At 72.0% G+C, this 12,645-nt stretch carries 12 protein-coding genes; 4 read left to right on the plus strand and 8 right to left on the minus strand.

All coding sequences use genetic code 11. The features are described from left to right. Positions 1-45: 45 nt before the first annotated feature. Positions 46-726 (minus strand): response regulator, encoded by a 681-nt coding sequence (locus IE272_RS34775; protein WP_190009639.1) that lies wholly within the window; start codon positions 724-726, stop codon positions 46-48. Further along, complete coding sequence (locus tag IE272_RS34780) at positions 723-3,011, minus strand: sensor histidine kinase (RefSeq protein ID WP_190009641.1); 2,289 nt, start codon at positions 3,009-3,011, stop codon at positions 723-725. Before IE272_RS34780 ends, IE272_RS34775 begins: the two co-directional genes overlap by 4 nt. 352 nt (positions 3,012-3,363) lie before the next feature. Between IE272_RS34780 and IE272_RS34785 the strand changes: the two genes are divergently transcribed. Next, on the plus strand, positions 3,364-3,672 hold the full coding sequence (locus IE272_RS34785) for an SCO4225 family membrane protein (protein WP_190009643.1): 309 nt from the start codon (positions 3,364-3,366) through the stop codon (positions 3,670-3,672). A gap of 21 nt (positions 3,673-3,693) precedes the next feature. Here the strand turns inward: IE272_RS34785 and IE272_RS39185 are convergent, their stop codons facing one another. Both IE272_RS39185 and IE272_RS34790 read right to left on the minus strand, forming a co-directional pair. Beyond that, entirely contained in the window at positions 3,694-3,822 is a 129-nt protein-coding gene (locus IE272_RS39185; protein WP_268254212.1) for a hypothetical protein, read from the minus strand. 238 nt (positions 3,823-4,060) lie between these two features. Next, a complete protein-coding gene (locus IE272_RS34790; RefSeq protein ID WP_190009691.1) occupies positions 4,061-4,939 on the minus strand; it encodes an IS3 family transposase in 879 nt (292 codons plus the stop codon). 434 nt (positions 4,940-5,373) lie between these two features. Here IE272_RS34790 and IE272_RS34795 point away from each other — a divergent pair, with 434 nt between their 5' ends. After that, on the plus strand, positions 5,374-7,209 hold the full coding sequence (locus IE272_RS34795) for an ATP-binding SpoIIE family protein phosphatase (protein ID WP_190009645.1): 1,836 nt from the start codon (positions 5,374-5,376) through the stop codon (positions 7,207-7,209). 318 nt (positions 7,210-7,527) lie between these two features. Here the strand turns inward: IE272_RS34795 and IE272_RS34800 are convergent, their stop codons facing one another. Then, positions 7,528-8,973, minus strand: coding sequence for a dihydrolipoyl dehydrogenase family protein (locus IE272_RS34800; protein ID WP_078961433.1), 1,446 nt, complete (start codon positions 8,971-8,973; stop codon positions 7,528-7,530). A 126-nt stretch (positions 8,974-9,099) separates the two neighbouring features. On the opposite strand from IE272_RS34800, the gene trxA reads away from it, so the two are divergent. After that, the gene (trxA, locus tag IE272_RS34805) at positions 9,100-9,504 is read left to right on the plus strand and encodes a thioredoxin (RefSeq protein ID WP_032791861.1); all 405 of its coding nucleotides are present in this window, start codon (positions 9,100-9,102) and stop codon (positions 9,502-9,504) included. 132 nt (positions 9,505-9,636) lie between these two features. On the opposite strand, the gene IE272_RS34810 is transcribed toward trxA, so the two are convergent. After that, positions 9,637-9,909: a hypothetical protein gene (locus IE272_RS34810; protein WP_007451487.1), complete on the minus strand. Its 273-nt coding sequence runs from the start codon at positions 9,907-9,909 to the stop codon at positions 9,637-9,639. A gap of 55 nt (positions 9,910-9,964) precedes the next feature. Then, complete coding sequence (locus IE272_RS34815; RefSeq protein ID WP_056705165.1) at positions 9,965-10,987, minus strand: LacI family DNA-binding transcriptional regulator; 1,023 nt, start codon at positions 10,985-10,987, stop codon at positions 9,965-9,967. 145 nt (positions 10,988-11,132) lie between these two features. Here IE272_RS34815 and IE272_RS34820 point away from each other — a divergent pair, with 145 nt between their 5' ends. Beyond that, positions 11,133-11,600: a type II toxin-antitoxin system PemK/MazF family toxin gene (locus tag IE272_RS34820; protein ID WP_050361852.1), complete on the plus strand. Its 468-nt coding sequence runs from the start codon at positions 11,133-11,135 to the stop codon at positions 11,598-11,600. Positions 11,601-11,682: 82 nt separating this feature from the next. Here the strand turns inward: IE272_RS34820 and IE272_RS34825 are convergent, their stop codons facing one another. Next, entirely contained in the window at positions 11,683-12,504 is an 822-nt protein-coding gene (locus IE272_RS34825; RefSeq protein WP_190009647.1) for a TIGR02452 family protein, read from the minus strand. Positions 12,505-12,645: the final 141 nt, after the last annotated feature.

The following is a 12,645-nucleotide window of genomic DNA, read 5'->3' on the forward strand; positions in this document are numbered from 1 at the left end:
CTTCGTGGGACGGTCGTGGCGGCTCTGTCGGTGGGGTCCGGGCGGTCAGAGGTGGGCGCGGGGCGGGTTCGGCGTGGCGAGGCCGAGGTCGTAGGCGAGGATCGTCGCCTGCACGCGGTCGCGCAGGCCGAGCTTGCGGAGCAGCGCGGTCACGTGGGACTTCACGGTGCCCACGGCGATGCCGAGTTGCTCGCCGATCTCCGCGTTGGTGAGGCCGGCCGCGACCAGGGTGAGGACGCGCCGCTGGCTGGCCGTGAGGCTGTCGAGCTCGGGAATGCTCCGCCCAGGAGTCTCGATGGGTGATCGGGACGCGTAGTGGCCGATGAGGTGGCGTGTCGCGGAGGGGGCGAGGACGCTCTCGCCGATCGCGACCTCCCGGATGCCCTGCAGCAGCTTCGAGGGGTGCACGTCTTTGAGGAGGAAGCCCGAGGCGCCGGCGCGAAGCGCCTCGAAGACGTAGGCGTCGAGGTCGAAGGTGGTCAGGACGAGGACCCGGGGCGGGTTCTCCCGGCCGGTGATGATGCGGGTGGCGGCTATGCCGTCCAGCTGAGGCATGCGCACGTCCATGATGATGACGTCGGGAGCCAACTCCTCGGCGAGCCGCACCGCCGAGACACCGTCGGCGGCCTCGCCGACGACCGTCATGTCCTCCTCGGCGTCGATCACGGCGGCGAATCCCGCACGTACGATGCCCTGGTCGTCGACGACCAGCACGTTCAGGCTCATCGTTGTCCCTCCTCGTTCTTCCGCGCGGTGGTGAGCGGCAGCCGGAGCCGGACCGTTCCCGGCTGGCCGGTGGTCAGGGTGCCGCCGAGCGCGGTGACCCGCGTGGTCAGCCTCTCCCGTACAGCCGTGCCTGCGGCGCGCGGGATCCCGGTGGCCGTGAGCGTCAAGGTATCGGTGTCCGCGTCGAGTTCGAGCAGGGCGGGCTCCTCGCCGCCGGCCGCGAGCAGCGTTTCGGCGGCGTGGTAGGCGGCCAGATCGACGGCGGTGGGCAGGTGTCGCGGTACACGGTCGGTCAGCCGTATGTCGATGTCGCGTCCGGTGGCCCGCAGATGGTGGGCGAGCAGGTCGAGCGCCTGGAGGGTGGGCTGCGGACGGAGTTCGGGCCCGGCCCCGTCCTGGGGCACGGTGTCGAGCAGGGCGCGCATCGCGGCCAGGGCCTCACGGGCACGGGCCGCCGTCGCGTCGAGCCGGCCTGCCTCGGCCTCGGTGACCATGTCGGCGGTGCGGGCGAAGACCGTGCCTTCGAGTCCGGCAGCGATGCGGTGGCGCTCGATCCAGGCGTCGCGCACGGCCTCCTCGGTCCAGGCGGCGAGGCGCTCGTCGTGGGCGCGGTCACCGGCTTGCCGGTGGCGGTCCCGGCGGACTCCGGCCAGCTGGGCCGCCGTGCTGATGAGGGTTGCACCGATCGCCGTGCCCACGACGACCGCCCAGGTGGGGGCTGTCGTACCCCGGGCCAGAACAGCGCCGGCGGCGGCAGCCGTGTGCACCAGCACCACGAGGAGGACGGTCGTGTTGCGGTACGTCGCCGATCGGACGGGAGCGAGAGCGAGAGCCGTGCACGTGGCCAGCAGGCTCAGCGCGCAGGGAAGGAGGACCGGGCCGCCGTAGTCGCCCACCGCCATCGCCACGGGCCACAGCATCGCCAGCCCCAGCAGCATCGCGTACGCCGTCCGTGGCGCCCTCCGCAGCCACAGCAGGGTCATCGACTGGCCGGCCGCCAGCAGGGCGAAGAAGACGCCCGCGGATACCTGCGGTCCGAACGAGGTGTCCTCGGCCCTGATGACCAGCGCGGGGAGCAACGGCTGCAGGACCAGGCCCGCCGCCGCCACCAGTTGTGCCACGCGGTAGGACGTGGACGCCGACGGTCCCACCGGCGTGGCCGTTCGGCCGGGGAGTACCGCCCGTACCTCCCAGCCGCCGTCCGCCGTCGGACCGCTGTGCACCGTGCCGCCGGCTTCCCGCGCCCGGGAGCGCAGGAAACCCTGCCCCCGTCCGCCGCCGAGTCCCGCACCGTGCGCCACCGCACCGGCGGGCGGAGCCGAGCTGGTGACGGCGATCTCGGTGCGGGCTTCGCCGTACCGGCACAGCAGGGTGGTGTGCGCGCCCGGGGCGTACCGGGCGATGTTGGTCAGTGCCTCGCGCACGATTCCGTACGCCGCGTCCGCGACCGCCCCGTCCGGCAGGGGGTCGATCTCGCAGTCCACCCGCTGGCCCAGGCGCCGGAATCCGTCGACCAGGTCCTGTAGCTGTTCCCTCGGCGAGGACCCTTCCGCGCGCGTGGGCGCCGGGGCTCGTACCGCGCCGAGCGAGCGGACGACTTCGTGGCCGGTCTCGGCTGCGAAGTCCAGTGCCTCGGCTGCCAGTTCGGGACGCCGCTCCCGCAGTCCGAGGGCTGCGCCCACGGTGACGACCACGGCGGTCAGATGGTGGGCGCTGATGTCGTGCAACTCCCTCTCCATCCGGCGCCGCTCGGCCGCGGGGAGCCGGTGACGCTCGGTCTCGGCACGCTTCAGCAGGTGATCGGCCGCTCGTCGTGCGCGGCGGGCCCGGCGTACGAGCAGGCCGGCGCCGCACGAGGCGGCGTACAGGACAGCGGTCAGGACCAGGTCGAGCCCGTCACGGTCGCTGAGCCCGTGCAGACTGATGCCCTGCAGCAGTTGCCAGAGGGCGAGTGCCGTCACGCACAGCACGGCGGTGAAGGCGTCACATCGGGTCGCCACGGTGAACACCGCCAGTGCGACGCCTGCGGTGCCGAGTACGGCCATCGCCCCGACGGGCAGCGGCCCGGCCCCCAGCGCGCACGCCGCGGCAACGACGACGAGGGCGGCGACCGGCCGGGTACGGCGCAGAGCGAGCGCGGCTGCCACCACGCCGGCGGCCAGGGCCGCCACGAGGAAGGCGGACGCGGGCGGGACGGCCCCCCGTACGAGCGGCGCTCCGGGCCATACCAGGATCTGGGCGCAGAGCAGCAGGACCGGTGCCAGCCGGTCGTCGGTTCGCTTCATGGTGATGGAAGGTTAACGTCGCAGGTGAGCGGAGCGAATCGGGCTGCGGGCGGACGCCGGTCTCTTACCTGAGGTACAGAGCCTCCACCTGTGGTCCACCCCTCTGATCGTCCCCCGGCGCGAGGACGGGACCGGTCACCCGCCCCTAGGCTCGATCACATCGAGAACGCGATCGGTCCCCCGACGGCCGTTCCGCCAACGGGGCTTGTGCCGAAGGGACTTGCGCCGACGGCGTGGGGGCTTCGGGGCCGATCGTCGGACGAACGCGGAAGCGCTCAGACGGCGTTCCTCGTCCCGGCACCCCTGGGTGCCTCGCCCCGCTCATTCCCCTTTCCTCACCTCGGAGTCAGAGATGACCGCTTCCTCACGCACCTTTCCCCGGTCGCTTCGCCGCTACCTGATGAGCCCTGCCGCCGTGACGTATCTGGCCGTGGTGGTCTGGGTCGGGACGGACGTCGCGCTGACCGATTCGCTGGACGGCAGCATGGCCGGGGTCTGGCTGTTCTTCCTCACCGCCCCGACGTCGTTCCTCTTCGTGGCTCTGCCCGGCGCCCTTCCCTGGGCGGGTGTGCTGGTCGGGGCCTTCGTCCAGGCGGTGGCGCTGGGCGCCGCCCACCACGGGGTCCGCGCATGGCGAGCACGACGCGCGGTCAGCGCCTGACACCGCACCCGTTCCTCTCGCTCAGGTGCCGGATGCGGCGCGACTCACCCCACTTGCGAGTTCGGCCAGCACGGCTCCCGTCATGGCGGCGACTCCGTGGTCCAGGACCGACGGATCGGGGGCGAAGTCCGGACTGTGCGCACTGGGCACGTTGCCGAACCTCTATGCGTACCTGTCGTTACCAAGACTGACTCTCTGCCGCGGTGCACGCCCCGGCCACCGCAGCCGCCTCGCTCCGCTACCCGGCCTGGCCGACGGCGCTCAGCCGGTGTTCGGGTTGCTGGCCGCCCATGCGATGTCGTCCAGCTCGACGTGCATGGCCTCGCGGTCGTTGGTTCACTGGTCGAGAAAGTCCGCACGTGCCTTGACCTCGGATCCTGAACACCATTCATGCGGCCGGGGCCAACGTGGTTGGTGTGAGGTGGAAGGCATTCTCAAAGACGATCGGTGATCGTTGTCTGAGGCGGGAGTGGGGGCGCCGGGTGTTGTAACGGTGGTGCCATCGGAAGGCGTCGAGTCGCGGCTCCCGCTCGTCGAGCCGACCCTTTCGTCCCTGCAGGGTCCCGCGCTTGAAGGTGGCGTTGAAGGACGCGGCGAGTGCCTTGTCCGCGCTGGACCCGACCGCGCTCATTCTTCGCCTCACCCCTGCTGAACTGCAGGCTTCGGCGCATGCTCGACTGCTGTAGTGGGAGCCCCTGTCAGTGTGGAACACGCCGCCGTTCACCCGGCCGCTGCGGGCGGCCACGGCCATCTCGACCGTGTCGGCGGCCAGCGAGGTGCACACAGGGTCGGCGATCGACCAGCCCACGAGCAGGCGCAAGCAGATGCCGATCGCCATGGCCGCATACGGACAGGTCGTGCCGACGGCCATGTAGGTGGAGTCGGCGCACCATCCGGTGTTGAGGGCGTCCGCATTGAAGTCGCGGATCACCAAGTCCGGCGCGGGCGGCGCGGTGCTGTCCGCGATCGTCGTCCGCTTCTTCTTCAGGTGCCGGCCGACGATGTGGTTGACCCGCATCAGCCGGGTCACGCGCTTGCGGTTGATCCGCCGCTCCCTCGCCCGCAGCTCGGCATGAACGCGCAGGACACCATGGGTGCCATGGTGCTCGGCGCGGATGGCGCGGATCTCGCTCACGGTCCGCTTCTCATGAGCCTGGTGCCCGGCGCGGGCTTTCCAGGTGGTCGGATGCCGGTAGTAGCCGACGCGGACCGCTACGAGCACCCGGCAGATGCGCTTGACGCCGAAGTTGGCACAGCTGTCGGAGATGAAGTGCCGGCGGCGGGGCTCACTTCACCTCGCGAGCGCACTACGCGGCCGCTCGGCGCAGGGTCTCGGGCGAGGTGCCGTCATGCTGGGTGTCGCGGTGGTGGACGCACTGACGGGGCCGGAGTACAACCTGCTGCCGGTGCACGCCGCCGGTCCTGCGATCGCTGCGGGGCGTGGACAAGCGTGGCCATCATGGCTGACGCCCATCTGATGCCACCGCCACGCCCGTCGCACCGTTGCACAGGTCGTGACCGTAGCGGTCGGTCGCCGATGCCCATCGCCTCGTCGTGGAAGTCGAATCCGGGAGCCAGGAACGGGCGCCGAGGCACACTCCCTGAACAGGTGAACCAATCCGGAGTACCCGGAGGTGTCTCGGCCGTTTCCGGTGCACACTGGGCACCAAGAGGCGTCGATTCCTGTTGGGAGGCGGAAGAGTGAACGCCGGCAGTGGTAGACGGCGCCTGCCCGGCCGGGGCTCCGCCGGGCGACGCTCGGCCGGCGCGAACGTGCGGTTCCGCCGGAGCAGAGGTATCCAGCTGCCGGACCGGTTCACCACCCGCAGCCGTCTTGCCTGGCTCAATTCTGCCAGTTCCCGCATCGGCACGACCCTGGACCTGGAGCGCACTGCTCAAGAACTCGCCGAGTTCACCGTGCCCCGTTTCGCCGACGGGGCCGCCGTGGACATCCTCGAGAGTGTCCTGCGGGGTGACGAGGGCTCCCGGAAGACCGAGCCCGGCATTCCGCAGATGCGGGCCACGGCGCTGTGCGCCATCGAGGAGCTCTCCAGCCTGGAGCCGACCCCGGTGGGTGAGATCTTCGTGCATGCCAAGCAGCCGCACGAGACGCTGCTCCACCGGTACGTCCTCCGGCAGGGGAAGCCGGTGCTGCTGAGCAGGATGCGCGACGACGACTTCATCCGCGTCGCGCCCACCGCGAGTGCCGCTGCGCAGTTGCGTGCCGCAGGTGTGCACAGCTACCTCGCCGTACCCCTGATCGCCCGTGGGCTGCTGCTCGGCAGCGCCGACTTCGTGCGCGGCCGCGGAACTCCGCCGTTCTCCACCACCGACCTGGCGCTGGCGGAGCAGCTCGCCTCCAAGGCTGCGGTCTTCATCGACAACGCGCGTCTGTACGGGCGGGAGCGCGAGCACGTCGTCTCGTTGCAGCGCTCCCTGCTGCCGCGTGTCACCCCGGCAACACCCGGTCTACTGGTGCACTCCGAGTACGCGCCCGCGGCGGCACATCACGGCGTGGGCGGGGACTGGTACGACGTGATGGCCCTGCCCGGCGGGCGGACGGCCCTGATGGTGGGCGACGTGATGGGGCACGGGCTGCCCGCAGCCGCCACCATGGGGCGTCTGCGGACGGTGGCCCGCACGCTGATGACTCTGGACATGGCCCCCGAGCGGATTCTCGCTCGGCTCGACCTGGCCACCCGCGACCTGGAGGACGAGCAGGTCTCCACCTGTCTGTGCGCGGTCTACGACCCCGCTGACTCCTCCTACACACTGGCGAGCGCCGGGCACCTGCCGCCGCTTCTCCTCGACGGGCAGGGTGCCGCCGACTTCGTCCCGGTGCCGACCGGCGCGCCGCTGGGGGCGGGCGTGATCCCGTACGACCCCCTGCGGCTGCGCGTCCCGGACGGCGCCCACCTGGTCATGTACACGGACGGCCTGATCAAGTCCCGGGACGAGGACGTGGACGCCCAATTGGCAGGGCTGCGTGCGGCGGCGCTGAGCCTGCCGCCCGGGTCGCTGGAGAAGGGCGGTCTGGTGGAGCGCGCCCCGGCCGCCGCCGCCCGGTTCGACGAGACGGTACTCCTCGTCACCACGAGTGCCGCACTCCCGGCCGGGGACCTGCGGGTGTGGGAGCTGCCGCAGGACGGCCGGGCCGCCTCGGCCGCCCGTGGTCTCGTCACCGGCCAACTCGCCGCGTGGGGACTCGAGGAACTCGCCGACGTCTCCGAGCTCGTCGTCTCCGAACTGGTCGGCAACGCACTGCGCTACGGGAACGGCCCCGGCGAACTGCGGCTGCTGCGCGGCGAACGCCTCGTCGTGGAGGTGTCGGACACCGGCCCCGACCTGCCCCAGATCCAGCACGCGGACCTCAGTGACGAGGGCGGACGGGGGCTTCAGCTCGTCAACATGCTGTGCCGCCGCTGGGGTTCGTCCCGCACGGTCACCGGCAAGGTGGTCTGGGCGGAACAAAATATGCCGTCCTCGGTCCTGGCTGAGCGCCAGGCCGTGGTGAAGTACGGGCGCGAAGTGCTGTGACCTGAGGTGGGCGGCGGCCCTTGACCCAAGTACCTCGGTCAGGGTGACTCGCCGAACGGATCCGAGCGGGGTGATGGTCAGGCGACAGTGCCGAGGGGCACCCTGACGGCGTAGCCCCGTCAACGTCTTCCTCCCCTTCGTCCACGCTCTTCACGTCTGCCGAGTGCATGAGTGACTTATGGAGACCCAGTCGAGGGAACCGAGCTCCTTCGCAGGCATGAGGCGGCACTGTCGGCGAAGCACAGGACGCATGCCCGCCGACGAGCTCCAGCCACACAGCGCGTGAGACCCCTCCGGCTGTGACTCGACGGCGGTTCCTTAACCTCGAAACGCCTCCAGCAGCCGCAGCCACACCTCGCTGATCGTCGGGTACGCCGGGACCGCGTGCCACAGGCGGGCGATGGGCACCTCCCCCGCGACCGCGATCGTGGCCGAGTGCAGGAGTTCGCCGATGCCCGGGCCGACGAAGGTGACGCCGAGCAGGATCTCGCGGTCCAGGTCCACGATCATCCGGGCGCGGCCCCGGTAGCCGTCGGCGTAGAGGCCGGATCCTGCCACCGCGGCGAGGTCGTGGTCGACGGCGCGTACGCGGTGGCCCGCGCGTTCGGCCTCGGCGAGGGTGAGGCCGACGGACGCGGCCTCCGGGTCGGTGAAGACGACCTGGGGGACGGCCCCGTGGTCGGCGGTGGCCGCGTGGGCTCCCCAGGGGGCGGTATCCAGCGGGGTCTTCCCGGTGCGGGCGGCGATCGCGGCGCCCGCGATGCGCGCCTGGTACTTGCCCTGGTGGGTCAGCAGGGCGCGGTGGTTGACGTCCCCGACCGCGTACAGCCAGTCCGTGCCCTCGACGCGGCAGCTGTCGTCGACGGTGAGCCAGGAGCCGGGTTCGAGGCCGATCGTCTCCAGGCCGAGGTCGTCCGTGCGCGGGGCCCGGCCGGTGGCGAAGAGGATCTCGTCGGCCTCGATGCGGTCGCCGTCGTCCAGCTCGACGGTGACGGGGCCGTCCGATGCGGGGCGCCGGAGGGCGGTGACGGAGACGCCCGTACGGATCCGGGCCCCGGCCTCCGTCAGCGCGTCGGCGACCAGCTCGCCCGCGAAGGGCTCCATCTTCGGGAGCAGACCGCTGCCCCGGATCAGCAGGGTCACCTCGGAGCCCAGCGCCTGCCAGACGGTCGCCATCTCCACGCCCACGACTCCCCCGCCGACGATCACGAGCCGGCCGGGGGCCTCCTTGGCGCTGGTGGCTTCGCGGCTGGTCCAGGGGCGGGCCTCCTCGACGCCGGGGAGGGAGGGGACCACGGCCCGGGAGCCGGTGCAGACGGCGACGGCGTGCCGGGCCGTGAGGCGATGCTCCGTGCCGTCAGGAGCGGTGACGGTGACCTCACGGGGGCCGGTGAGCCGGCCCGTACCCCGGTGGACGTCCGCGCCGACGCTCTCCAGCCAGGCGACCTGGCCGTCGTCCTTCCAATGGCTCGCCTCCTCGTCCCGGTGGGCGAGTACGGCCTCCACGTCCAGAGGGCCCTGCACCGCGGCGCTCAGGCCGGGCACCCGGCGGGCGTCGGCGCGGGCGACGACGGGGCGCAGCAGGGCCTTGCTCGGCATGCAGGCCCAGTAGGAGCACTCGCCGCCGACCAGTTCGGACTCCACCACCGCTGTGGAGAGCCCGGCGGCGCGGGCGCGGTCCGCCACGTTCTCTCCCACCGGGCCTGCGCCGATGACCACCACGTCGTATGCGGAGCGCTCGGAATTCTTCCCTGCATCAGTCATGGAAACAGTGTCCTCGCGGGTGTGCGCCCCGGCCACATGGGCAGGCGGAATAGCGCAAGTGCAGTCACCGTTGTGCCGGACAGGACCCGTCAGGACCCCACCGGCAGAGGAAGAGGTATCCCCAGCATGAGCACCGTCGAGCTCACCAAGGAAAACTTCGATCAGGTCGTCAGCGACAACGATTTCGTCCTGATCGACTTCTGGGCTTCCTGGTGCGGCCCCTGCCGGCAGTTCGCGCCGGTCTACGACTCGGCCTCCGAGCGCCACCCCGACCTCGTCTTCGCCAAGGTCGACACCGAGGCGCAGCAGGAGCTGGCGGCGGCCTTCGAGATCCGTTCCATCCCGACGCTGATGATCGTCCGCGACAACGTCGCGGTCTTCTCGCAGCCCGGTGCTCTGCCCGAGGCGGCTCTGGAGGACGTCATCGGGCAGGCCCGGAAGCTGGACATGGACGAGGTCCGCAAGTCCGTCGAGGAGCAGAAGCGGGCGGCCGAGGCGGGACAGGGGCAGGGACAGCCGGAGGCTCCGTAGGCGCTCTACCGGCGCGCGGTACGACCGAGGGCCCCGACCGACACCGTGGACACGGTGTGAACGGTCGGGGCCTCCGTCGTGCCCGGGGCGCAGGACGGGCCCGTGTTCCCGGGCGGCGCCCCTTCCCGGCTCTCAGGACGCGGGGCGCTCCCCCTCGGCCCCGGCGACGCGGACCGACATGCCGTAGTCCAGTTCCTCGCCGTCGATGAGCACGGCTTCCACCGTCCGGGTCTCCGGATCGACGTCCGCCTCCATGCCCTCGCCCGCGTACCGGGGGTAGCCCGAGGCCCCCGTCTCGCCGGTGGCGGCGACGACCGCTGATCGGATCGGCCTGCCGGGGGCTCCGGTACGCGTCCTGCTGTGGTCGGGGATCAGGAGGAGCTCATAACTCTGCGGGTGGCTCATGCCTCCGACGCTAGACATCCGCCGTGTGTCGCGCATGTCGTCGCGCCGGAGGCGGTCAGCTGGATTCCCGGTGCACGGCGCTGGTGCGGAGCAGGTCCTGATGGACCGGTGGCCCGCCCGGGTGCTGCACCATGCGGTCGATCGTCTCGGCCAGCGGCTGGGGCATGGCCAGCTCCATCCGGACCGTGCTGAGCCGGGGACGCAGCAGCCTGCCGATGAGGGAGTCGTCGGCGCCGATCACCGCCGTATCGGCGGGCACGGCCACCCCCGCGTCCTGGAGGGCCCGCATCAGCAGCATGGCGTACTCGTCGTTGTACGCGAACACCGCGTCCAGTCCCAGTTCCGGCCAGCGGGCGGCCAGCCGGTGCGCCGACTCCTCCTCGTACCGCAGCGGGAGCGGGCATACGCGGGCCCCCGCCGGTTCGGCTACGCCACGTGCCCCGACGAGGCGGGGCTCGGAGAACGGCGCCCGGCCCGGCTCCTGGGGCATGACCACGCCGATGTGGCGACGGCCCCGGGCCAGCAGGTGTTCCACCGCGCTGGCCCCGACCTGGCGTTGGTCCATGACCAGGCCGTGCGCTCCGGCCACCGGGCCGGGGCCCAGGCTGATCACCGCCTTGGCGCCGGAACGGGTCAGGATGCCCGTGCCGTGCGGGGTGAGGGCGATGCCCGGCGGTACGACGACGGCGACGGGCCTCAGTTCGGCCCAGGCCGTGGCCGCCTCGTCGGCGGTGAGTCCGACGCTGCCGTACTGGACGACGGTGTAGTCCAGGCGGCGCAGCCCGGACTGGAGTTCCTCGAAGAAGTACTGGTGGAGAGGTCCTGCCGGTATGTGGCCGGAGGGCAACAGGACCATGCGGCTGTGTCCGGCGCGCAGGCTGCGGGCAGCCGCGTGCGGAACGTAACCGAGCTGGAGGGCGGCCTCCCTGACCCGGCGTCGGGTGGGTTCGCTGATCCGGACGGTGGCGTTGTTGTTCAGTACGTACGACACGGTGGCCCGGGACACTCCGGCGAGGCGCGCGACATCGGCGCTGGTCGGAACGGAGACTTCGGCGGGCTGCTTGGGTAACTGGCTCATGGCGTCGGGCAGTCTTCCAGACCCGTGGGAGCGGGTTTCGGCCCGGGGCCCGCAGGTCCGGTCACGGTGGCCGGAAGCCCGCCCCGCGGCCCCGGTCCGACGCCCCGCTCCCGGGATCGGGCGGTGAAGGTTCTACGGTGTGGCGATGACGTTCCACGACAGCGCGTACCGTTCCGACAACCCCTTTGACGTGCCCGGCAGCAGCGGGCCGACCGCCACGGTGCAGGCCGATCCCGACGGCGTGGGCCCTGTGCGTACCTCGTACGCCCCCGATCGCGACGGCGATCCCGACCCCGGCGAGATCGTCTGGACCTGGGTGCCTTTCGAGGAGAACGACGGGCGTGGGAAGGACCGGCCTGTGCTCGTCGTGGCCCGCGAGGAAGCGGGCACGCTGCTCGCCGTCCAGCTCTCCAGCAAGCAGCACGACCGGGAACACGAGTGGGTGGCCCTGGGCGCGGGCCCCTGGGACAGCTCGGGGCGGCCGTCCTGGGCCGGTCTCGACCGGGTGCTGCGGGTCCACGAGGACGGGATGCGCCGGGAGGCGTGCGCCCTGGACCGGGAGCGGTTCGACCGGGTCGCCGGGCGGCTGCGCGAGCGGTACGGCTGGAGCTGAGCGGCGAGGCGGCAGGGGGCGGTGCGGCCCCGGCGGGCGGTGATGCGGCCCGCCGGGCACAGCCCGGACGCCGGGTCCCGGGTCAGGTGAAGGTCCGGGCGAAGGCGGCCCGGACGTCGGAGTCGGGGTTCCGGTCCAGGATCCCGAAGACGATCTGCTCGAAGTGGCCGCCGAACCGGCCGCCCTCGCCGAGCAGCGCCCGGAACGCCTCCGCCACCTGTCCCGGGTCGTTCTGGAAGACGCCGCAGCCCCAGGCTCCCAGGACCAGTCTGCGGTAGCCGCGTACGGCGGCGACTTCCAGCACCCGTTCGGCGCGGGAGGCCAGAGCCGCCGGGATGCGGTGGGCCTCCTCGGGGGTCTGCCGCTGGATCACCCCGGCGTTGGGCGCGGGCGAGGTGAGGAATCCGACGGTGTACGGGGCGTCCAGGAACGCGCCTCGGTCGTCGCGGAAGACCGGCACCCCGGGCGAGTGGATCACCCGGTCGGTGTAGAAGGCGCTGCGTTCGGCGCGGTGGTGCGCGTAGTACTCGGGGGCGCGCAGCAGGGTCGCGTGGAGGGCCGAGCCTCGGCACAGGGCCTCTTCCTGGGCCTGCGCGCCGTTGAGGTAGCCACCGCCGGGGTTCCGGGCCGAGGCGTAGCTGAGGACGGCCACCCGGCCGGAGGCCTCGCCGGTCATCCGGCGGGCCGCGGCGAGGCTGCTCTCGTCGGTGACCTCGATGTGCGGGGTGCGGTCGATGTCCAGGGCCGCGACGGGCACCGGGTCCGGTCCGTAGAGCCGGGTGCCCGACAGCGCGGCGGTCACGGCCCGTTCGATGGACACGTCCTGACCTGCCGCGTTGCGATACTTCCCGGCCTCGACGACCGCTTCCGTCCCGCGCGCGATTCCGCGCAGCCGCGCGCTCACCTGCGCTCCCCCGTGTGGTGCATACGGGGCATGCTGACGGGGAACCCGGCCTGGGCGCAACCGGATTTTCGTGGCTCGGGGGCACCCTTGTGCGATCTCCGGGTACGGGTTTGGCTGGTAGGTACGCAGCTGAGAAGGAGT

It is taken from the genome of Streptomyces anulatus (genome assembly GCF_014650675.1).
Classification (GTDB): domain Bacteria; phylum Actinomycetota; class Actinomycetes; order Streptomycetales; family Streptomycetaceae; genus Streptomyces; species Streptomyces anulatus.